Annotated in this window: 18 protein-coding genes; 9 read left to right on the top strand and 9 right to left on the bottom strand. The window is 40.3% G+C overall.

What is annotated here, in order from left to right:
- Nucleotides 1-28: 28 nt before the first annotated feature.
- Complete coding sequence (locus BS333_RS14240) at nucleotides 29-610, bottom strand: endonuclease V (RefSeq protein WP_021708302.1); 582 nt, start codon at nucleotides 608-610, stop codon at nucleotides 29-31.
- 359 nt (nucleotides 611-969) lie between these two features.
- The gene (locus BS333_RS14235) at nucleotides 970-1,368 is read right to left on the bottom strand and encodes a hypothetical protein (RefSeq protein ID WP_021708301.1); all 399 of its coding nucleotides are present in this window, start codon (nucleotides 1,366-1,368) and stop codon (nucleotides 970-972) included.
- A 209-nt stretch (nucleotides 1,369-1,577) separates the two neighbouring features.
- On the opposite strand from BS333_RS14235, the gene BS333_RS14230 reads away from it, so the two are divergent.
- Nucleotides 1,578-2,060: an ASCH domain-containing protein gene (locus BS333_RS14230; protein WP_021708300.1), complete on the top strand. Its 483-nt coding sequence runs from the start codon at nucleotides 1,578-1,580 to the stop codon at nucleotides 2,058-2,060.
- Between the two features lie 127 nt (nucleotides 2,061-2,187).
- Here BS333_RS14230 and BS333_RS14225 read toward each other — a convergent pair whose 3' ends face one another.
- Nucleotides 2,188-3,549 (bottom strand): tetratricopeptide repeat protein, encoded by a 1,362-nt coding sequence (locus BS333_RS14225; RefSeq protein WP_021708299.1) that lies wholly within the window; start codon nucleotides 3,547-3,549, stop codon nucleotides 2,188-2,190.
- 162 nt (nucleotides 3,550-3,711) lie between these two features.
- Complete coding sequence (locus BS333_RS14220; RefSeq protein WP_021708298.1) at nucleotides 3,712-4,281, bottom strand: TetR/AcrR family transcriptional regulator; 570 nt, start codon at nucleotides 4,279-4,281, stop codon at nucleotides 3,712-3,714.
- 129 nt (nucleotides 4,282-4,410) lie between these two features.
- Here BS333_RS14220 and BS333_RS14215 point away from each other — a divergent pair, with 129 nt between their 5' ends.
- Nucleotides 4,411-5,502: a flavin monoamine oxidase family protein gene (locus tag BS333_RS14215; protein WP_021708297.1), complete on the top strand. Its 1,092-nt coding sequence runs from the start codon at nucleotides 4,411-4,413 to the stop codon at nucleotides 5,500-5,502.
- A 77-nt stretch (nucleotides 5,503-5,579) separates the two neighbouring features.
- Here BS333_RS14215 and gltS read toward each other — a convergent pair whose 3' ends face one another.
- Nucleotides 5,580-6,815, bottom strand: a complete 1,236-nt coding sequence (gene gltS / locus BS333_RS14210; protein WP_021708296.1) for a sodium/glutamate symporter — start codon at nucleotides 6,813-6,815, stop codon at nucleotides 5,580-5,582.
- Nucleotides 6,816-7,299: 484 nt separating this feature from the next.
- Between gltS and BS333_RS14205 the strand changes: the two genes are divergently transcribed.
- From BS333_RS14205 to rodA, 3 genes are all read left to right on the top strand, one after another.
- Complete coding sequence (locus BS333_RS14205; RefSeq protein ID WP_021708295.1) at nucleotides 7,300-7,692, top strand: thiol-disulfide oxidoreductase DCC family protein; 393 nt, start codon at nucleotides 7,300-7,302, stop codon at nucleotides 7,690-7,692.
- A gap of 306 nt (nucleotides 7,693-7,998) precedes the next feature.
- Nucleotides 7,999-9,660 (top strand): methyl-accepting chemotaxis protein, encoded by a 1,662-nt coding sequence (locus BS333_RS14200; protein WP_021708294.1) that lies wholly within the window; start codon nucleotides 7,999-8,001, stop codon nucleotides 9,658-9,660.
- Nucleotides 9,661-10,045: 385 nt separating this feature from the next.
- A complete protein-coding gene (gene rodA, locus BS333_RS14195; protein ID WP_021708293.1) occupies nucleotides 10,046-11,164 on the top strand; it encodes a rod shape-determining protein RodA in 1,119 nt (372 codons plus the stop codon).
- A 65-nt stretch (nucleotides 11,165-11,229) separates the two neighbouring features.
- Here rodA and BS333_RS14190 read toward each other — a convergent pair whose 3' ends face one another.
- The 3 genes from BS333_RS14190 to BS333_RS14180 form a co-directional block, all read right to left on the bottom strand.
- On the bottom strand, nucleotides 11,230-11,946 hold the full coding sequence (locus BS333_RS14190; RefSeq protein ID WP_021708292.1) for a YebC/PmpR family DNA-binding transcriptional regulator: 717 nt from the start codon (nucleotides 11,944-11,946) through the stop codon (nucleotides 11,230-11,232).
- Between the two features lie 312 nt (nucleotides 11,947-12,258).
- Nucleotides 12,259-12,483, bottom strand: a complete 225-nt coding sequence (locus BS333_RS14185; RefSeq protein ID WP_021708291.1) for a DUF3283 family protein — start codon at nucleotides 12,481-12,483, stop codon at nucleotides 12,259-12,261.
- Between the two features lie 288 nt (nucleotides 12,484-12,771).
- Nucleotides 12,772-12,957 (bottom strand): hypothetical protein, encoded by a 186-nt coding sequence (locus BS333_RS14180; RefSeq protein WP_021708290.1) that lies wholly within the window; start codon nucleotides 12,955-12,957, stop codon nucleotides 12,772-12,774.
- Between the two features lie 340 nt (nucleotides 12,958-13,297).
- Between BS333_RS14180 and BS333_RS14175 the strand changes: the two genes are divergently transcribed.
- Nucleotides 13,298-13,756, top strand: coding sequence for a hypothetical protein (locus tag BS333_RS14175; RefSeq protein ID WP_021708289.1), 459 nt, complete (start codon nucleotides 13,298-13,300; stop codon nucleotides 13,754-13,756).
- A gap of 277 nt (nucleotides 13,757-14,033) precedes the next feature.
- On the opposite strand, the gene BS333_RS14170 is transcribed toward BS333_RS14175, so the two are convergent.
- Entirely contained in the window at nucleotides 14,034-16,004 is a 1,971-nt protein-coding gene (locus BS333_RS14170) for a replication initiator protein RctB domain-containing protein (protein WP_033003228.1), read from the bottom strand.
- 1,218 nt (nucleotides 16,005-17,222) lie between these two features.
- On the opposite strand from BS333_RS14170, the gene BS333_RS14165 reads away from it, so the two are divergent.
- The 3 genes from BS333_RS14165 to BS333_RS14155 all read left to right on the top strand — a co-directional run bounded on the left by BS333_RS14165 (nucleotide 17,223) and on the right by BS333_RS14155 (nucleotide 21,634).
- Nucleotides 17,223-18,440, top strand: a complete 1,218-nt coding sequence (locus BS333_RS14165; protein WP_021708287.1) for an AAA family ATPase — start codon at nucleotides 17,223-17,225, stop codon at nucleotides 18,438-18,440.
- Nucleotides 18,441-18,446: 6 nt separating this feature from the next.
- Nucleotides 18,447-19,421: a ParB/RepB/Spo0J family partition protein gene (locus BS333_RS14160; RefSeq protein WP_021708286.1), complete on the top strand. Its 975-nt coding sequence runs from the start codon at nucleotides 18,447-18,449 to the stop codon at nucleotides 19,419-19,421.
- Between the two features lie 188 nt (nucleotides 19,422-19,609).
- Nucleotides 19,610-21,634 (top strand): GNAT family N-acetyltransferase, encoded by a 2,025-nt coding sequence (locus BS333_RS14155; RefSeq protein WP_021708285.1) that lies wholly within the window; start codon nucleotides 19,610-19,612, stop codon nucleotides 21,632-21,634.
- Nucleotides 21,635-21,927 lie beyond the last annotated feature (293 nt).

The raw sequence follows: 21,927 nt of genomic DNA, 5'->3' as shown, positions 1-21,927 counted from the left end.
TGCCTTTAATTAATTGGATATTTTCGACTTAAAGCCCCTGATGAAAGGATACTTTTTCAAAGTGACTTAAATTGCCCCTTACCATTTTCTCGACATGATAAACACCTTCATCTAAATCCATACGACAGAAGCTATCTGCGAGCTTAAGCATCGTTGGGATACGGTGTTTGCCACTACAGTCTAAAATGAACCTTCTCGCATCATCAGGCTCAATACCAATAGAAGTTACATAAATAGGTTTTTTCGAATCGCCGCGTGTGACACAGGACGACATTTCTACCTGATGATGGGCACTCTTAGCCACACCAATGACTGCGAATTGTCCTGCAAAGGAATCATAAACCTTAGCACCTAAACAAGGCTTACTTGCAATATCAACAAAACCATCGACAATCACAACACTTGGAGTCAACCGATGGGCCTTAATCAGCTTCTCAATACAGGGTAATTCACGCTTATAAAAAGAGCCGAATTCGTAGTCTTGTACATTCGTAACATCCGTAATGTGAACAGATACGGGCTTTAATGAGTGGGCATTTTCAAACAGAATACCCGCAATTTTACCTGTGCGCGCTGCTTCATCATATTGAGCATCAATTGCTAAGTACAAAACGTAGTCCTCTTTAAAAGTTAAAGTTTCCGGGCAAAATTCGTAATATATCTATACCCGTGTGACTTCAAGATGCTTGGTTCAGAACGAGGTCACCTAGGTGCAAAAGCATCAATATAACTAACATTTCTTTAGATTAGGGGGTAAAAAATGAGGCGGCCAAATAGCCGCCTCATGAACATAATCAGTATTGCTAATAAGCACCGAAAACTCTGTGCTTTTAGGAAAAATAGTTATTTTAGAATCGTTGCCGCGCCTGAGAGTTAAGGTCATCTCGCTGAACGCAGCATCTTGAGGTTATTTGGGTATATTATAAAAAATAAAGAGCTTTAATTCACTCTTACTTTTGATTTTTACCATCAGTGAACCATAAGAGGATCATTAATTGTTGTGTAATAACCTGGGGCAAATATTTTTTGCTCATGGTTAAATTCAATTTGAAACACAGACCAGGAAGAGAACCGATTGTTTGCTGGCTGTGCAAACATGCCTTTCTTATTACACTCGATTTGAATCTCTTGGTAAGTTTCAAGAGGAACAGTGAAGTAACGGAAGCCTTCACTAAAACCTGATGTGTTATCATACCAGTGAATCCCCCACTCTCCCTCTACACTCTTGTTAGTTCCATCATCCTTATATAACCAATCCCAAACATTCCCATCAATAGATGCACAATATACATCTGTCGAATCTGCAAAGCCCCCAAATGACATTAACAGTGAAGTTAGTAATATGCCGCCATTTTTAATTATTTTCATTTATAAAAACCCTAGTACCATCACAACAGAATATAAAACAAGGATGATATCTAATTTTTTCTATTGGTACTAGTTTTAAGAACGATAAGATATCATCCACCAGCTTAGCGCGCACTAAATTGGCAACCAATTAAGAAATACAATGGAGGCAAACACCCATGTGAGCTCAAGATGCTTGATTCAGAAGGAGGTTACTTGGGGATACAATTATGGATATAAGAAGCAAACAATATTTAGACAACTATTTGAGTACACTCACGGCAAGACAGAAACAGCGGCATCGCTCTTTCAGCGCTGATTATTTTTGTGCCGATGAGTATAACGCGAATAAATGTGCAGACTTGATCATGAACGGGGAAAAGCGTGCCTCTTGTAGCATGGAGTATTGGTACAGCCATGAAAATGAAATCATGCCAGAAGTCGGTCACCTCCAAGTCGTGACAGATTGGCACGGCAACCCTGTATGCATCATAGAACTGACTTCCGTCGAAAGGTGCAAATACAAAGAGGTCACGGCTGAATTTGCTGCCGAAGAAGGAGAGGGAGATAAAACTCTAGCATGGTGGCGACAAGCACATTGGAAATTTTTCAGTGACGAATGCCAACAATTAGGTATCACACCAAGCGAGAATATGCTGTTAGTATTAGAACGCTTTAAAGTCGTCTATACCCAAGAGATCTCAGAACGTTAGTTTTGGGACGCAATGGCATCTTTCAATCAAAATGTAAAATGGGGCGATCACACCTTCGCCCCGTATATAAACAATCTCTACCTTTATCTCACCTAACAACTGACTGAAAAAATTAGCTCAAAATACTCTAGATGACTTTGACTAAATGAGGCAGAAATGCATCAATATCACCAATATTGTCAATATCGATAAGCTTTTGTTTAATTTCGTTTTGTAGATTGCTTGGTGAACGAGAAATATAACGATTCTTCAATAAGCTTGCTGCTTTATCCCACAGCTTTAGTTGAGAGTAAGCCATCAGCAAATATTGAGAAATCACATCTTGTTGAGCATGACTTCCCCCCAACTTATAATGCAGCTCACGTATCGGTTCTATTAGCTCTATCACTTTGACAAACTCACCTTGATGGTAAGCCTTAATAGCCTGCATTATTTGAGTGCTTGTTGAAAATTCTACCTCTTGTCGAGTCAGTGGCTGACTTATAATCTGGCTAATATTGGTCTCTAGAGTGTGTATCTCACCGGCCTGAGCTAACACCATCGCATTATGTAACTCTGTAAACATAATGGTGCTATCTCCACTGATTTCTTTTACGGCACTGAGCAATTTATACCAACGTTCACCCACATCCACGCCCATAAAGTCTAATCGTGCAAGTAAAGAAGCAGCGTTTTGAATATCAAGGTATAGCGAAGAGTCTTTAGGATAAATCTGTTGATCAAATAAAACCAAAGCTTTATCTGGCTCACCTTGTTCAAGGTGGAACAAGGCCAAATGCCACCATAAATGGCCACGGAACGCATTATGCTCTGCAAATGAAGGGCTACTTTGCTGTAAGAACTCAATCCCCTCTTGAGCCCTTCCTTGCATTTCAAAGATATGAGCAATCGTATGTTTTGCAATAAGATCTCGTTGGTTGAGAACCAATGTTTGCCGCGCAAAAGCTTCCGAAAGTTCGTACTCCCCCGCTTCTTCTAACGCAAATGCATGAGCTGCTGCGAACATCCAGTACCCAGGAACGGCCTCATCCCAATATGGAAGTGTTTGAAGGGAAACCTGTAACGCTCGCTGCTTCTGTCCAAACCAGAAAGCTTGGCCCGTAAATTGTCGGTAAGCAATAATGTCAAGCGGCCATAAGCTTAGAATATGCTGCCATGTATCTAATGCCGCTTTTAAATTATTTTGAGCCCATTGTTTTAAAGCAGCCAAGTGCAGTTTCTCACGTTGATTGATTGCTACGACTGAATTTTCAATATTCACCGCCATTGCTGCTATTGATGGCAGTGTGGAACGTCGCCCATCACTGGCTTGGCTATAAGCTTTAAAAATCCAACCTAATGTAAAGCTTGGATAGACATCGAGTAACTGATCTAAGTCTTTCATAGCATTAGGTAAGAAAGTTAATGTATCTTCTAATATTCTTTCAAATAATATGATGCCAGCCTCATCAATACCGCTGGTGGCTAACGATCTTTTGTCTTTAATCATGAAATTACCTACTAATAGATAGTTTTATTTTTCAAAAAAAGCCCGTTTCGGTTTTGCTTAACGAGGCAATTTAAAATATCGGAATACTATACCCAAGTCCCCTCAAGATACTGTGTTCAGCAAGGCTGACCTTTGGGAGCACGTCACTTGGGTAGAACATATTTATGCTTCAAGCATGGCAAGACAGCTGTCTTTAACTGCTCTGATGTAATCTGCATCTTTGAACTGTGACAAGAGCATGCCACCTTCAAGGGCGACAAAGATCAATCTCGCGACATTATCTGCTTTGATCGTTGAATTGAACTCACCATTCTGTATGCCTTGCTCGATCACTTTTTCTAGCCACTGTTCGTTTACTTGAACAAATCGAGACAGTAACTTTTCTAGACCACTCGCTAAAGAGTAAAAGTCGGAGGCATACATACCACATAAACAGAGCTTGTCTTGCTCTCTTACACTAACAAAGATATCCGCCAGTGCATCAACCTTTTCTTTCGCGTTAATAGAGCGTCCATCAATTTGATACAACATTGCTTCATAGCTCGCAAGGTATCGCTCAAACACCACAGCGGCTAAGTCCTGCTTCGTTTTAAAATGATAGTGAATACTTGCTGTCTTAATACCTAGCTCATTCTGTATATCACGAAAACTGAAACCATTAAATCCACGCTGCTGAATATAACTTTCGGCAAGATCTGCGATCTTTTCTGCCGTTGGGCTGAGTTCTTTCATTTGCTTTCCAATTAAACTTTTTTCTTATATTAGCACACCCAAACAAACCCTGTCTACCTATCAATAGGTATTGCAAATAAACCTCAAATCGAATAGTCTACCTACCAATAGATAATTAAGGGGGTTAACATGAAATACGATTACATTATTGTTGGAGCCGGGCTCAGCGGTCTTTCTATTGCTGCATATCTTGAAAAAATAGGGAAACGCTACTTATTACTCGAGGCCCGCGAGCGTAACGGTGGCAGAATAGTGTCTTCTCTTGCACCATCGCCAATGAATGACAACGATAGATTTGATCTTGGCCCTTCTTGGTTTTGGCCAAGCATCAATCCTCGCGTCACCAAACTGGTCGATGATCTCGCATTACCAATCATTGCTCAGCATCAAAACGGAGATATGATGCTCGAGCAAGTCGATAATAATGTGCGCCGCATTTCATCGGGGTTCTTTTCTGCACCCAGCTCAATGCGCTTAGCTGGTGGAATGGCTCAGCTGATAAAAGGGGTAAGTGCTCAAATTAATCCAGATAACATCAAATACAGCCACCAAGTGCAAGGCGTTCACCAACAAGCACAAAATGGCTACATGATCGACGTCTTGAATCAGGGCAAAGCAGAACAGTTCCAGACAGAGCAAGTGATTTTCGCGATCCCACACAGATTGATCGCCAATAATATTGATTTTTCCCCTGCTCTCCCAGAACAAGCGATAAATGTATTAAACAGCACCGACACCTGGATGGCAGCACACGCTAAGTTTTTTGCAATCTACGACAAGCCATTTTGGCGAGAAAACGGCTTATCAGGTCATGCAAGTAGTCAAAAAGGCCCATTAGTCGAGATACATGATGCCAGCGCTGAAGAAGGACACGGAGCTTTATTTGGCTTTGTCGGATTCGATGCAAACACACGTTCACAACTAGGAGAAACGCATCTCAAACAAATGGCAATTGAGCAATTGATAAGGCTCTTTGGCCCAGAGGCAGAAAATGTCAAAGATGTGAAATTGCTCGATTGGTCAAAAGAAGCGTTCACCGCGACAGCTCGAGATCAGACTATGCCGAGATACCATCCGCGTTATGGACTGCACAAATCATTGAAACAACTTAGCCAACAAGGGCTTTTGTTTGCAGGTACTGAGTCGGCTGAAGAGTTCGGTGGTTTTATCGAAGGCGCGTTAGAAGCAGCAGAAGCCGTCATAAAAGTCATTTCAGAGTAATCGATTCGATTGACGGCCTGATAAGCCTATCGAGCGACCCAAGTGATATGTTAGACATATCACTTGGGATATTGAGGTTAACCTAGGAAAGAGATATAACCCTGTAGAATAATTAAGTTAACAATATCGATGAAAAAGGCGCCAACAATCGGCACAACCATAAACGCTTGTGGCGAAGGACCGAAACGATTGACGATAGAGCCCATATTCATTACTGCGGTCGGTGTTGCACCCAAACCAAAGCCGTAGTGTCCACCCGAAATAACAGCAGCGTCATAGTTGCTTCCCATCACTTTAAACGTCACGTAGTAAGTGAAAATCGCTAAAACCACCGATTGAACAGCAAGAATAATCAAGAAGGGAATAGCCAGATCAAACACATTCCACAGCTTTAGGCTCATTAAGGCCATGGCAAGGAACAACGATAATGAGACGGTACCAAGCATGTCAATCGTTTCTGTATCGAGTTTGCGCAGCTTGGTGACTTCCAAAAAGTTCGTCACGATAACACCAATAAATAAGGCGTAGACAAAGTCAGGAATCATCAACCATTTGATCTCAAATGTACTAACCCATTGCTCGACATATTTAGCGCCTGCAACACAAATTAATAGAAAGAACAATTTTTCAACGACTTTTTTTGCCGTAACTTTATCTTCTTCATATTCATTGTAAGTCACAAGTTCAGGGAACTTTTCATGGGTTTTGGCATTACGTCCACCAGGCCCATATTCCGACTCTAACCCGTTTTTTTCCACCAAACGTTGAGCAACTGGACTACCAAAGATCCCTCCAAGGATAAGACCAAACGTAGCCGACGCCATCGCAATTTCCAACACATTGTCTAATCCGTAAACATCATGAAATGTTTGTGACCACGCAGCTCCTGTTCCATGGCCTCCTGATAAAGTAATCGAGCCCGCAATCAGCCCCATTAGAGGATCAAGTCCTAACGCCGCGGCGAGAGACACTCCAACACCGTTCTGGATGATGATGTAGAATGAGGCAACAGAAAGGAAAACAAAGACTTTAGCTCCACCTTTAACCAACTGCGTATAGTTAGCCGCCAAACCAACAGTGGCAAAAAACATCAACATGAAAGTGTTTTGCAAAGGTAAATCGAATTGTAAATCGATGCCATTAAAATGGAGAACGGTAATGATACAGGCAATAATTAACCCACCAACAATAGGCTCAGGAATATTAAACTTTTTTAAAATTGGTAATTTAGCATTAATGAAATGCCCAAGGAAAAGTACACTGATTGCCACTAAAAAAGATTCAAGTGCACCCACAGAAATTAAATGACTCATATCACCTCTTGTTGTCGTTAGTTTCATCCTCCGTAATGAATTAGTTTTGACTCCATCCTGCCCGACGGCCAGTTTTGTTACAAAAATCGTAGAAAGTCATCACAAAATAGTCGCGTTAGTTTCAAAGGTATCTGTAACGGCACTCCACCAACACAATAACCCCTGTGGAAAACTTAACCGACGTTACTGTTACCATACGAACTAAATCAATGTCATAACGCTTTTAGTATGTAAGTGTTCACTTCAATCCTTAAAGCTTAGACTAAGCGCGAAATAACGGATCTAAATTATACCATATTTCCAGAAGGCTGCACAGAAGCTCACCTGTCTGTAGTGCACCCCCAGCATTTTTCAAGAGGCTGTACTTAGCGAAGGACAGGACATTGGATATAGAAAAACGGTAGAATTCTTCCAATCAATTGAACAATTAAAAGCAAACGATCGTAAAAATAAACATGATATGCCCAAGTGAAAAGAAAGAATAATGAGCAAATTGACAATTTTTTATGACGGCACATGCCCTCTGTGTGTTAAAGAGATGCAATCTTTGCTTCGCCGTGATCGAGAAAAGCAAATCGTTACCATCGATATCAACAGTGACGACTTTATCCATTACCCATTTATCGACCGACAACAGGCCAACACTATATTGCATGCACTCACCAGCCAAGGAGAGCTTTTGTTAGGCCTAGATGCAGCTCACAAAGCCTGGCAACTTGTAGGACGTGGTTGGCTCTATGCCCCACTCCGATGGAAGTTCGTGAAGCCCGTAGCGGATTGGTTTTATCTTCGCTTCGCCCAAAACAGATACAAAATATCCTTTTTATTAACAGGGACTTACCGTTGTAAAGATGGCATATGTTCACGCAAACAGTAATTGATACAAAGATTGCTGCGACATTAGTCTAAATTTATACAATTCTAGTTCTTAACCTTCAGTAACTTCGATACTCTCTAAATGACAGACTAGACACATATCTGGTCTGTATATCCAATTGACCTCACAACACTGTGTTCAACGAGACGCTCGTTACGTGTACGTCATTTGGGTATAGTCATTTCAAAACACCGGGGAGCTCTCAAATAACAACCTAGACTAATGCTTTTGGATACCTATACCAAAGTAAAGCAATATCCTCTAATCACCGGTGTGCAATAACGATAAAGAGAGAAGGAAATCTCGATGAATATAACCATAAAACAAAGACTGTATATCCTTTCAATTGTGCCAATCTTGATGATGGCAACCGGTATGATGTGGTTCACTTACCTTCAAACTACGGCTTATAGCGACAAAGAAATCGCTTCAATTCGCTATCAAATAATGGAAATGAAAAAAGCAGAGCTAAAAAGCTACGTTCAAATTGCGCAATCCTCAATCACTCCCTTGCTCAATAGAAACGCACCACTTGAAGAAGCTCTCCCCATTCTCAGGCAATTAGAATTTGGCCAATCAGGCTATATTTTTGGTTACGATTCAAAAGGAACACGCATTGTCGCAGGCCAAAATCTTGAAGGGGTTGGAGAAAACTTTTACCTTCTTCAAGACAACAAAGGCAACTTCTTGATTCAGGATTTGATCAAAAATGCCAAAACTGGTGCGTTCACCACTTACTACTTCCCTAAACTAAACCAAAGTGAAGCCTTACCCAAATTGAGTTATTCGGTATTTATTCCTGAATGGGATCTCATGATCGGAACTGGATTTTATACTGACGATGTCGATGCCATTATTGAGAATATGAGTGCAGCAGCCGAGCAAAACCTAAAGACGACTTTGACGGCCATTGCACTCTTTTGTTTGGCGATAGTTAGCATCGTGGTTGTCATCTCGATCTTAATTAACCGAAGCATTATGAACCCAATACACACTCTTAGTGATTCCATCCGATCATTTGCTCAAGGCGAGGCCGACTTAACAGCTCGAATGGCTGAACCAAACATACCAGAACTCAGAAAGCTCGGTGGTAATTTCAATGATTTCGTACAAAGTCTGCAGAATATCATTAAGCAAGTAAGTATAGTGGGACAAGATGTCGTATCGGAAAGCACAAATATGTCTCAACGAGCCATGAAAGTTGATGACTTAATCACACAACAACATCAAGAAACAGACCAAGTTGCCACAGCTATGACAGAGATGACAGCGACCGCCCATGAGATCTCCAACAATGCCAGCCAAGCCGCTCTATCAGCCAAAAATGCGGATGACCATGCTTTACAAGCTAAACATACTGTTGACTCCGCCACACAATCAGTGGAAATACTCGCTCAAGAAGTATTGGAAGCCAGTAAAGTGATTGCTTGCCTAGAAGGTGATGTACAACAAATCTCAGCATCACTGACTGTCATACAAGATATCGCTGAACAAACAAACTTACTTGCTCTTAATGCTGCCATTGAAGCAGCTAGAGCTGGTGAACAAGGAAGAGGCTTTGCTGTCGTAGCGGATGAAGTCCGTCAACTTGCCAGCCGAACTCAAGATAGCACTGGTGATATTCATCGCATGATCAAACAATTAAAATCAGGATCGGATGCAGCCGTTAAAGCAATGAATACCAGTCAAAGTCGAGGTCAGGATACGGTAGTGGAATCACGTGCTGCCTCCAATGCTTTGCAAGAAATTCAAACCGCCATCGCCGATATTATGGATATGAATACTTTAATTGCAACCGCAACAGAAGAGCAAAGCCAAGTTGGTCAGGATATTGCGAGACGCATCGAAGTCATCTCACAACAAAGCAGTCAATCGGCTCAATTAACTGATCAAAATAAGTCGAGCAGTCATCACCTTAGTACTAAAGCTAATCAACTGTATGATTTAGTGGAACGCTTCAAAGCATAGATTCCAAATAAGCAGTGGATCACTTCGCTCCACTGCTTTTTGTTATACCCAATTGACCTCAAGATGCTTGGGTATATTGCTTTATATTCCCCATTCACCTCAATATTGTTTTGAATCAAGTATCTTGGGCATAAACATACTTTCACACACAATACTTGTGGAATAAAACGCCATCCTAGTGTATTTATGCATTTTATACCCGAGTGACTTCAAGATGCTTGGATATATTGCTTACCTAATCCCGTATCAAGATATATTGGATTGATTTCACCCAGTCGAACCTTGTCTTGTTACCTCTCATTAACTTTATCGATATGACAATAGTTTGAGCACTAGCAGCTTGAGCTATGTAAGTCCTGTTTTGGGTATTTATAGGTTTTAGAAAATGAACAAGCGTTTCTTCCCAAGGCTTGATCTGCCTTTAATAATGGCCATCATTCCACTTATGATCTTCAGCTCACTCACTCTTTGGAGCGCTAGTGGCTTTAATGAAGCCATGTTAATCAAACACTTGACCCGATGTTTACTCACGTTTGTATTTATTATTTTGATGTCGTCGATCCCTGCTGAAAACTATCAACGTGTCGCTCCCTATCTTTATTTCACAACCATCACCTTATTACTAGGAGTTATGTTTTTTGGTGACAGTACAAACGGCTCACAGCGCTGGCTAGATATCGGTTTCTTTCGCTTTCAACCCTCTGAGTTAGTCAAACTTGCCATCCCAATTATGATTGCTTGGCTCTTGCATATTGAGGGTGGACGGCCAAGTGCTTATAAAATTGCCGTTTGTTTGTTGATAACTCTGATTCCTGCCGGACTTATTGCACTTCAACCCGATTTAGATGGAGCAGTATTTACCATTATATACACTCTATTCGTACTATTTTTTGCTGGTATGAGTTGGAAAATAATAGGAGGATTTCTCACAGGCCTTTTGCTCGCAGCACCCGCTCTTTGGTTTTTTGTCATGGAATCCTATCAAAAGAGTCGTGTGACCCAATTTTTAAACCCTGAATCGGATCCGCTGGGTTCCGGGTATCAGATAATACAATCGTTGATTGCTATAGGCTCTGGAGGGCTGAAAGGAAAAGGGTGGATGAATGCGACTCAAGGAACGTTAGGGTTTATCCCTGAAAGCCATACCGACTTCATTTTCTCGACATACGCTGAAGAATGGGGGTTTCTTGGCTGCCTTCTCCTGCTTGTACTGTACTTATTCATCACTGCACGAATCATGTATCTCGCATGTCAATCAAATAACTTCTTTGCTCGTTTAGTCAGCGGGGCTTTGGCTATGAGCTTTTTCTTGTATGCCTTTATCAATACAGGAATGGTCAGTGGCTTACTCCCGGTGATGGGCAGTCCGTTGCCTTTCTTTAGTTATGGTGGTACCGCAATGCTCACCCAAGGGATCTGCTTTGGTATCATTATGTCACTATGCTATTCAAAGTATACCCGCAACTCGAATTATCCACATAGCCTCACAGCTCAATCGTTATAATTCGGAGTATTTATAAAAAAGGCTTCCCGAAGGAAGCCTTTTTAAATCAATATCAACAGTCAACCTTACAGTTCAGCGTTGTGGTAAACCTGCTGAACGTCATCACAATCATCTAAAAGATCTAAAAACTTTTGGAACTTCTCAGTATCATCGCCAGTAACTGGTGTGTGAGTTTGAGGTACAAATGTGATTTCTTCTACATCAAGAACGAGCTCTGGGAAGGCACCATTCAAAGCTGTTTTGGTTTTAAAGAATTCAGTATGAGGAGCAAATACCGTAATCACACCATCTTCTAGCTCAACATCTGTTACGTCAACATCTTCCATCATCAAGGTTTCAAGAATCACTTCGTCATCTTCACCCTTGAATTGGAACACAGCTTGGTGATCAAACATGTGAGAAACCGAGCCTTCCACGCCAATCTTAGCACCAACTTTAACAAAGCACTGGCGCACATCTTGGAAAGTACGGTTACCATTGTCAGTAAGACAATCAACAATAACACTTGTACCACCAGGACCAAAGCCTTCATAACGTGCAGGTGCGTAATCTTCACCACCGCCACCGCTAGCTTTATCAATTGCTTTATCGATCACGTGTGCAGGAACTTGGTCCTTTTTAGCTTTAGCGATAAGGTGCTTCAGTGACAAGTTCATGTCAGGATCAATGCCGCCATTTTTAGCGCACATGTAAATCTCTTTACCGTACTTGGAATAAACTTTAATTTTTGCGCCTGCAGTTTTTGCCATTGAGGCTTTGCGCACTTCAAAACTTCTTCCCATCGGGATGTCTCTCTAAATTCAAATTTAATGCGAAGGATTCTAGGTTTATCAGGTTTCCGTGATTAAGTTTTGTTTAAACTAGTAATCTTGGCTAGCTTATCCCTCTTGAACAGAGTTTGTGGTTAATCTCAACATAGTATCGGCATAATAAGTAAAATAACTCTGCGTTATGACTTCAACTAAGACGAAATAAATACAACCACTGCAAAATCATCACGAAATATCAACAGACTCTAGCAAAAAAGTGAATGTATTTCCATTTCACTCTGCAAGATAACAAGGGCTAGCCCTACTTATACCTGCTGAAATAGCTTAACCACGTGGGCTTGCTATTACCCCCATAACCCGTTTGTACTTGTCGACTGACTCTTGAAAGATTTGCTTTTCGTTCACATCGTGAATCTTGGCTAGTGCATCTTCTATGATTTCATGGCCGGATTTGGACTCTTTGATTTTCCAAACTAAAAATGAAGCTTGTTTATCAAGCTCTATTTTCGTTTTCTCGGCAGAAGGCAGTAAAGATAGATTAAACGACATGTGCAGCCTCAAAGTACTTAAAATACTGGTCGCACACTATAACATACAGTAATCACGGAACAGAAGAGAAACGAATAAGGTTAGCTCAATTTACTTGATACTCACAGAGTCAACGACTTGATTAGTATACTCAAGTGACTCAAGATACTTATGTATCACCATACACGGATACATTTTTTTATCCTATTTACAGTGTAAATACGCCCAAGAAACGACCAAGAAAAATAATTTGTTAACCAAAGGCAACATTAAAGATCACATTACTGCTACCTTTGATTTATGTCCAAGTTAATGAATAAGGCCCATTTCTCTCGCCTCTTCAATGCTGAGGCCACTCTCTCTAATTTCGCGAAGAGTCTCAATACGACGTCTAGCTTGAGCTGACTTTAAGCTTTTATTTGCATCACCTTGTGGAATATCCCATTTATTGGTGATGTTGTTTATCTCTTCATGGTCGATAGAATTAATAGACATACTTCCTCCGAATGGACCAAGTCTTAGTGCTTTATCTATACCAGAGCGCTTTTATAGAAGTAATAAAAAAGGTAATGAAATGTGAGCGTTAGCAATATTTAACAAAGTTAACGACAGAAGCAACATTTACACTTTGCATGATAGCAGCGAAAAGATTAAGTTAATAAAATTGGTCCCTTTCAAATGTATTTGACAGACCTCTCACTTTTATCAAACCGCCACACCGCCGAATCATTGCTGCGCCTGAGAACTAAGGTCGTCTCGCTGAACACAGCATCTTAAGGTGACTTGGGTATATACTTATGACTCAATAACCTCAAATAGCTTACTTGGAGTGAGTATGGACATATCAAGTTGGTTGAATATAGTCTCAAAATGGTACCGTTCACGGAAAGATGATCAAGTTAACTCCTTAGAACGCATTCTCTACCAAGCCCCTCAAACGATATTTGGACCAACCTTTAATGATGAGCAGAGCAAGGCACTCGCTTGCTGGTTAGATATGAATTTAAGAGCGTTTCAGGATATTCGTGAAACAGAGCAAGATAAGGCTTACCAGATCCTGCAATATACCGTAGCAAAATTAGAACAGAGTGCGACCTCTCACTCAACGGATATTTTGATCAAGGACTGGTGCTTAAGAAGGATCCAGCACCTAACGGTTTTGAGCATTAGCTTTTGTCAGCAACAAGAAGATCAACGTAAATGGCGGTCACAAGCTCACCAGTTGATCAATGGGCATGTAAAGTTAATGGAATCATTAAATTGGAATGAAATACAGAAGCATGATCAAGGTTAAGAACGTCCTATTTCAGCGTTCATAATCGCAGTTTTGATTGCAACCCTACCACAGTGACCTCAAGGTATTTGAGTAAAAAAAAGCGAACCTTTCACAAAGAAAAGTTCGCCAAACGAAATGCTAATAAAAAAATAGCCAATATTTAATCATCAGAAAGAACAAAAGGGTGTCTGTTCGGGAGCTATTCTATTGGGAGTTAGCAGCATAAATGTCAATCTAAAGTTAACGCTCAGTCTAAATAAAACAAAATATCTTATTGAGAGCTCTCCCTAGTGCTCTAACTGGCCATTTCCTCTAATGCACGAATCACGACGTCATCTATGTGCCCTTCAAACACTTGTCGGCAGATCTTGCGTCTCACAGCAAGACCAGCGATTAAACGTTCAATCGTGAGATGTTTGGCTTCTGTTAGACTATTAAAAAGCTCAACCGTTTTACTTAATGTCTCATATGATAGCGGCTGATCTTCAACTCTTAACCAATCAAGCTTCTCAATGAATTCAGAGCACTCTTCTTTGATTAAAGCATAGGAGTGCCCTGTCATAGCTGATAAAGCCGTTATACTGCGTTCTAGAGCCTCTGAGGAAGTATATTTAGATAGAGTGATAGTAACTTCGTCTGCATTGATTTCCACTAAATGCTTTTTCTGCTTCACACGACGGCCTAAGTTACCTTTTGGAGAAGGGGTCTTGCGCTGAATCGGCTCAAACTCACCATCAATGATCCCGGAAAGCTCATCAAGTTGCTTCTTCGTTACCATCTCATTGCGTAGTGGGTTAGGCAAGGTTGGCGCCATGTTGCGTTTACCTGCATTGGTCATTTTGGCTCGTGAGTAGCGCAAGACTTCCTCGACGTCACATTTGATATCGACTTGATAATCGACAACTTTGTTGTTGTTGATCATTGCTTCGATCGTTAAATGATAGCCCCAGAGATTAACGACAAACAGTTCATCAGTCCCCTTTCCTTTTGATAATCGCTTCAACTCTCGGATCAGATCCATAGAAAATCGACGCCATTCTATATTGCGAGCTAATTTTTGATTCAATTCACTCAACAGCATGCAATCAGAATGTCGACGAACCATACGACTTCTGAAGAATGAGTAAAGTTGAAAGACTAATGTATGTTGTTTCAAGATTTCAGGTGGAAACAAGAAAAAGTAGTCTCTTGTCAGAAGCTCCTCGTAAAACGAAGGCTCCCACACCAGGATGTAAAGATTAGGTTTGATCTTTATCTCACCATCCATACCTTCGGTTGGTGCTTCTTCAGAAGCGGTAATGGTTCTTGCTATAAACCTGAAGCGATCGCTTTTAAACCCTTCCGGCATATTTTCACTTAGCCAGCGACCTGTCAGTTCGTGCAACTGAAAGTCTGTAAACTCAACCCTATCAATACTGTCACGGATTGAATCTCTAGCAGGACCGCTGTCTTTTTTGCCACGTAAAGATAATATATCAGTGATGTATAACGGTGTTTTGTTTGGAACATGCGTAGCGTCCATCTGGTACTGATCTTTGTGATGATCATGGTACTGGACGGTTAACGTAAACAAGGCAAATAACGTCATAAGATCATCAACTGTCATGATATTTTTGGACGATCGTGTCTCAATGACAGCTTTGGTACCTGAAATAGATACCAGTGACTTTTGGTAGCTTTTTCTTGTTCGAGGTGGCGCTAAAGCTTGATCAATGATCCCTGCCCAGTTTGTCGGTGAAACAATAAATTGATCAACTTCATCCTTCATTACCGGGGGAGTATTTAGGCCATGTTCATTCAATAGACGTTTATTGACGTGTGTTTGGGCAAGTGCTTTAGAGCGTTTTTGTTTTTCGCTTTGTCTCACTTTTTCAGTAACGAGGCTGGTATTCCCTAATGCCGATATTAATTGGCTTGGATTTACGAATTTATGTAGCATCGTTTTACCAGCCAGGCCTTCTTCAAAGCGAACAGGAGTTTGAGTGAATAATCCTATACTAACAGCCGTTCGTAAACGTTGCTGCAATGCTGCTCTGGTTAGCTGTCCGTCTGTAGATTGAACGATCTCTGTGGTTGAAACTAAACCATCTTTACTACTGAACCCTCTCAAAGAAATGAGGTTCAACAGTTCGAGGATGCTTTTGGTTACCCCTTTAAAGTGTTGGTACTGCTGGACCCAATCTGCTGATGATTTATTCACTTCGAATAGGTGCCCATCTTTGTGGCTTCTTGGAGATTTAATCAGAGTTTTTTCGTCTGTCATTATTTTAACTCTAGTTCACATTGCCCGTAGTACAATCATAGTTCCGAAGGATAAAGAAAAACAGTTCATAAATAAAGAAAAAAATCTCTGTTTCTTTTAATAAGATCTTTTGCTTAATTTGATCTTAATTGATTATATGATCTATTGATCCAGAGATTTTATTCCATCTAAATATTTGATATTTAAAGTTAAATATTTTTACCCCTATGGATGTATGATCAAGAATTATTCGAAAGTATGATCATAACAAACCCGAATACATGATCAAATTTTCGTGTAAGCATGATCATCATTTATTTGAAAATATGATCAAATACTTTCAGAAACAATGATCATGATATCCACACAGGTTATCCACATTTGGTTGTGTTATTAGTTGAATTTAGTACTTTGTTTGTGTTCATCCGAGCTAGTTTTCTCATTGGATCAATGATCAAGGCTGGATATTTTTTCAATTTATTAACGGTTATTGTTCTTCTAATTCAACGAGAGAGTATTTGGGATGAAAAAATCAGTGCTTAAAAGCTTATGGAAGCATGATCAATGGAAGGTTTTGTTGATTTAAGGTTTAGAAAAGTAATCTATAACAAATCAATTTGCCAAAACTTACTACTAAACCCCCGTTCTATCTGCATTTAGCCGTAATTTAACTTCTAATCTCCATGCTTCCGGAGTATTGATAGCACTTGATCATATTTCCGATAGTTTTGATCTTTAAAAGCCAATGTATTAGTAATGAATGGCTTGTTTTACACCTTGATCATGCTTCGATTCTTCCTAACAAAAATAACCTCCGTTTCCTATTTTCCTTGATCATCGTTCTTTCAGGCTTGTCCTATTCTGGTCTATTAAGAACGGAAAAATGATCAAGGATCCACGACTGAGGCGCATTTATTTCTGTTATGGTGTTGTTTAGAAAGTTGATATAGCATCTACCGTAATTTAAGCTACGTTTTTAATCGTTCCGAAGGTATTTATATTTACAATGTAAATAAGTGACGCCGTAACACTTTCTTGTTTTTTGATTTATAGTACACATTTACATGATTTTTTTCGTCTAAAGTTGTCAATTTTTATACTTATTTTCTGGTAATACAGATTATGGCTTTTTTTAGCTATTTTTGATGTGGTTTTTCATAAAAATGTTTGTTCAGCTTTTTGTTGTTTTATTATGTTTTTGTTGTACTATTATGGGTAGGTAACTTTCCAACGGAAATTGGCATGAAAAGAGAAAAAACAATTAAAAATCTTTTGGAGTTAGCAGAACTGACTCAACAAGTTCAAGCTGATCGAATCGAGATTGTCTTAGAAGAGAGAAGCGACAATTATTTCCCTCCAATGTCTAAGGCATTAATGGAAACTCGTTCAGGGTTAACTCGTCGTAAACTTGATGAAGCTATTGGTAAAATGGAAGCAGAGGGCCATCAGTTTACTAAAAATAATGCCAATCATTACTCTATTAGCCTTGAAGAAGCACATATGCTGATGGATGCTGCAGAAATCCCTAAATTTCATGAGCGAAAGAAAAATTCAGAGAACAAACCTTGGATTATTAATGTTCAAAACCAAAAAGGTGGAACAGGGAAGTCAATGACTGCGGTTCATCTAGCAGCTTGTTTGGCTCTTAATTTAGATAAACGTTATCGTATTTGCTTAATTGATTTAGATCCACAGGGGTCATTACGTCTGTTCTTGAACCCTCAGATCAGTGTAGCAGAACATGATAATATTTACTCTGCTGTTGATGTTATGTTGGGTAATGTGCCTGATGGGGTAGAGATTGATCGTGAATTCCTACATAAAAATGTGCTACTTCCAACCCAGTATCCAAATCTTAAATCTATTTCAGCTTTCCCTGAAGACGCGATGTTTAATGCTGAAGCATGGCAAACGCTATCTGAAGATCCATCTCTAGATATTGTTAGGCTGTTAAAAGAAGAGCTTATCGATAAAATCGCGGATGATTTCGATGTTATTATGATTGATACAGGTCCTCACGTTGATCCGTTAGTTTGGAACGCGATGTATGCATCAAATGCTTTGTTGATTCCCTGTGCGGCCAAACGTTTGGATTGGGCTTCAACAGTTAACTTTTTTCAGCACTTACCAACGGTTTATGAAATGTTTCCTGACGATTGGAACGGGCTTGAATTTGTTCGTCTCATGCCAACCATGTTTGAAGATGACAACAAGAAGCAGGTATCGGTGCTAACAGAAATGAACTATCTACTTGGTGATCAAGTGATGATGGCGACAATCCCTCGTAGTCGTGCTTTTGAAACATGTGCTGATACCTACAGTACAGTTTTTGACTTAACAGTGAGCGATTTCGAAGGTGGTAAAAAGACATTAGCAACGGCACAAGATGCGGTTCAAAAGAGTGCATTGGAACTCGAGCGTGTTCTGCACTCAAATTGGTCATCATTAAATCAGGGGTAACGAGATATGGCATTAAAAACGTCTGAATTAAATGCAAAATTATTTGGTAAAACGAATAAGCGTCGTGTGGCTACACCTCAAGAAGCACAGTCTGCAGCAAAAGATAAGACTCAAACAATTGAACTCGCTGTGGCTGGTGAGAACACCGTTCAATTTGAATTAGTGCGTATTCCTGCGGATCGCGTCGAAATCGACACTATCGTCTTCGAAGATAATGCACGTGAACAATCTTTTTTAAATGAACATGCACTGTCGGATGTTTTGGTTACGCTTAAAGAGCGTGGCCAGCAGTATCCTGCTGTCGGCCGTCGCACAGAAGATGGCAAGATTGAAGTCTTAGACGGTAGTCGCCGTCGTATGTCATGTATCTTGGCTGAACAGGATTTCTTGGTATATGTTGGCGCGAACATTAATACTCAGCATGCTAAGTTTTTATCTGATGTTGCCAATGCGCACAAACCTCTTTCCTTGTATGAGAAGGGCAAAGAAATGCTCGCCAAGCTAGAAAGTGGTGAAGCGGAAGATCAAAAAGCACTCGCTAAGACTTTCCAGTGTAGCGAAGCCCTTGTTAGCGGGGCATTAAAAGCAGCCTCTTTACCTCTTGAGCTTCTTCAAGCGTATCCAAATGTGGGTGATTTGGGACGCCCGACCATTGTTAAACTGCATAAACAATTCTCCATGCTTGATAAACAGCAGCAGCAAAGTTTGCTTGATAAATGCCGCTCGTCGGATGGATATTTATGGCAACGCAGTTCAGCCCAAGGTGTTGCCCGTTTAACTAAAGAAGTCACTGAGAGTATTGAACATTGGATTGCTGACTTGACACCCGTTAAATCGCCAGAAAAAATAGAAAAAGTCGAGTTAGTGAAAGGTCGCGTTAGTTACAGTAGAAAAGGTTCTAACTTGAAGCTAGACCTTAAGAAAGTAGACGATCATTTGTTAGAAGATATCCTTAACTTTATTGAACAGAAAATGAAGTAATTTCATCGCACTTATTTATCCAGTTCTCGCTATAACCGCCTTCGGGCGGTTTTTTCATTTTTACCTCGCTAATCTTGTGAATCAAAGATGTGATAAGATAATTAAATATCGCTATGACCGAGTGATTTCAAGTATCTTGAGGTCACTCGGGTATAATTGCCATCTAATTATCACAATTGGAAAAATTGATGTGTATTTATTCTGAATATCTTTCTCAACTGCAAGCCCAGTCATTTCGTGCCTTTCAGCGTACTGGTGTGATTATCTACGGTGAAGCGGGATGGCAAAATGAACTTATTACACGTTTTCATCAAATCCAACGTAATAAAAGATGGTTTTGTTTGGGGGATTGGTCTTTAGAAGATACTCAGTGTGTCGCTTTAAAAAACGGCGCGCAGTTATTAGGTCAAGAATGTGATGTGTTATTATTGGATGCACGCCAAGGTTTTGACGCAAACAGCTTTATGGCCGCCTTAGGCACATTAGTTGGAGGTGGGCTACTGATTATTTTAGCTAATCACAGGGCTTGTGTATCAAGTGATGACGTGTGGATGCAAAGGCAGTGGCAAAAGCTGATAATGCTTGAACAGAATAATAGCTTACCTGCATTACCCACTTTGATGCAATTAGAGCCACCTGAACAGTTTGTTGAACAAAAAGCTGCGGTTGATTCGATTGTTAAAGTGATCAATGGTCATCGTAAGCGTCCGTTTGTTTTAACGGCGGATCGAGGCCGTGGAAAAAGTAGTGCATTGGGAATTGCTTGCGCCAAAATATTAGCAGATAAACCTCAGCGAATTCTTATCACTGCGCCAACTATAGCGGCTGTTGCCCCTGTTTTTTATCATGCATTTGAGTGTTCAGATTCTACTATTTCTCATAAGAAAAAAGGCAGGGTAGAAGTCGGAGACGGTTACATTCAATTCGTGGCACCTGATGAATTATTGTCTTCTAAGCCTGAATGTGATTTGTTACTCGTTGATGAAGCATCTGCTATACCTCTTCCAATGTTAATACAAATCACCCAGCACTATCATCGACTCGTGTTCTCTAGCACGATTCATGGTTATGAAGGCAGCGGGCGGGGTTTTACTTTAAAATTTACTCAGTGGCTAAAAAACGCAAGGCCAGGAATGCGCAGCCTCCATTTAAAACAACCTATCCGCTGGGCAGACAATGACCCACTTGAATTATGGTCTTACGATGCTTTTGTTTTAAATCCTGAGCTAGACCAAGCTCCGGCTTTAGATCTACCTACCGTTACCCTTCAGAAGCTTACGAAGTTACAGTTGCTAGCGAATCCTGATTTATTGCATAAATGTTTTTCACTTTTGGTTAATGCCCATTATCAAACATCACCGAATGATCTCTTACACCTTTTACGAGACGATAAATGTTCGCTGTATATTGCTTTACAGCAAGAGAGTCTGGTTGGTGTCTTATTAACTGTTGAAGAAGGGCAGTTAGAGCAGGGTTTAGTGGAAGAAATAAAACTTGGTAAAAGACGTCCCAAAGGGCATTTAACACCAATTACAATGATTACCCAGCTTGGTCATTCCGATGTGGGTCAATTAGCAACACTTCGTATTATGAGGATTGCTGTTCATCCTTCTCTTCATGGTCAAGGAATTGGTCAGAGAATGATAGCACAACTTAAATTATTGGCTCCTGCTCATATTGACTATTTGTCTACGAGTTTTGCAGCCACTCAAGATGTCGTGAGTTTTTGGTCTCAATGCGATTTTTCTCCAATTCGGTTGGGCACGATGCGCGATGCTGCGAGTGGTTGTTACTCATTGCTAATGGTTAGTTCTCTTTATTCACGACCTTTACCTTGGATAAGCGAGGCTCACCAACTGTTCGATGAGATCATGCGCTCTAGTGCAGGTACAATTTATCCTAGGTTGGAACCTGAAATTTTACGTGCACTTTGTGCGGATTCGAATACATTGAGGTTTTCTCATCCAGCTAAATACAATCTTTTAAAAATGTATGCCTCAGGTGGAAGCAGTTATGAATCGATCTCTGTTTGGCTTTCGCAGTGGCTCTTTTTTGTGGGGCTCAGCAATGTTTCAGATTTAATGATCAGTAAAGTGATTCTAAATCTAAGTTGGGCTGAATGTGGATATCAGTATGGCTTTGCAGGACGCAAGCAAATTGAGGCTGAATTAAAGCAGCAGCTTCGGCAGCAGCTGGCACAATTTACACTGTAAAGCCTTTGAACTGATCACGTCAGTGCCTAACTTGGTCATTAAGGCTTTAGTTGTTTATTGATTTACAGTGTAAAGAGACGCTTTCTAAACATTCATTAGCCTCGGCAACATGAGTAAAGACAATAGAGATGGAAAGCTATTGAAAAGAGTCCCAGTTTACACTGTAAATTAATTTGCTTAGATTCCATTGAAAAAGCAAGTTCATGAGTCATGTTGATATTAATGATTCACCCGCGGAAATAAAGAAAACTGCCTTTCTATTTCAATTTCACCTCTTCCTAAACTCTTAAAGA

The sequence above is a fragment of the Vibrio azureus genome (assembly GCF_002849855.1).
Lineage (GTDB): Bacteria > Pseudomonadota > Gammaproteobacteria > Enterobacterales > Vibrionaceae > Vibrio > Vibrio azureus.
The sequence above is the reverse complement of the archived record's forward strand: the minus strand, read 5'-3'. Positions and strand labels throughout refer to the sequence as shown.

Coding starts and splice junctions, on each gene's coding strand:
- BS333_RS14185 (WP_021708291.1), bottom strand. CDS start 12,483: ATGTCGTTTAATCTATCTTTACTGCCTTCTGCCGAGAAAACGAAAATA.
- rodA (WP_021708293.1), top strand. CDS start 10,046: ATGAACAAGCGTTTCTTCCCAAGGCTTGATCTGCCTTTAATAATGGCC.
- BS333_RS14165 (WP_021708287.1), top strand. CDS start 17,223: ATGAAAAGAGAAAAAACAATTAAAAATCTTTTGGAGTTAGCAGAACTG.
- BS333_RS14235 (WP_021708301.1), bottom strand. CDS start 1,368: ATGAAAATAATTAAAAATGGCGGCATATTACTAACTTCACTGTTAATG.
- BS333_RS14215 (WP_021708297.1), top strand. CDS start 4,411: ATGAAATACGATTACATTATTGTTGGAGCCGGGCTCAGCGGTCTTTCT.
- BS333_RS14220 (WP_021708298.1), bottom strand. CDS start 4,281: ATGAAAGAACTCAGCCCAACGGCAGAAAAGATCGCAGATCTTGCCGAA.
- BS333_RS14190 (WP_021708292.1), bottom strand. CDS start 11,946: ATGGGAAGAAGTTTTGAAGTGCGCAAAGCCTCAATGGCAAAAACTGCA.
- BS333_RS14180 (WP_021708290.1), bottom strand. CDS start 12,957: ATGTCTATTAATTCTATCGACCATGAAGAGATAAACAACATCACCAAT.
- gltS (WP_021708296.1), bottom strand. CDS start 6,815: ATGAGTCATTTAATTTCTGTGGGTGCACTTGAATCTTTTTTAGTGGCA.
- BS333_RS14230 (WP_021708300.1), top strand. CDS start 1,578: ATGGATATAAGAAGCAAACAATATTTAGACAACTATTTGAGTACACTC.
- BS333_RS14175 (WP_021708289.1), top strand. CDS start 13,298: ATGGACATATCAAGTTGGTTGAATATAGTCTCAAAATGGTACCGTTCA.
- BS333_RS14205 (WP_021708295.1), top strand. CDS start 7,300: ATGAGCAAATTGACAATTTTTTATGACGGCACATGCCCTCTGTGTGTT.
- BS333_RS14160 (WP_021708286.1), top strand. CDS start 18,447: ATGGCATTAAAAACGTCTGAATTAAATGCAAAATTATTTGGTAAAACG.
- BS333_RS14225 (WP_021708299.1), bottom strand. CDS start 3,549: ATGATTAAAGACAAAAGATCGTTAGCCACCAGCGGTATTGATGAGGCT.
- BS333_RS14200 (WP_021708294.1), top strand. CDS start 7,999: ATGAATATAACCATAAAACAAAGACTGTATATCCTTTCAATTGTGCCA.
- BS333_RS14155 (WP_021708285.1), top strand. CDS start 19,610: ATGTGTATTTATTCTGAATATCTTTCTCAACTGCAAGCCCAGTCATTT.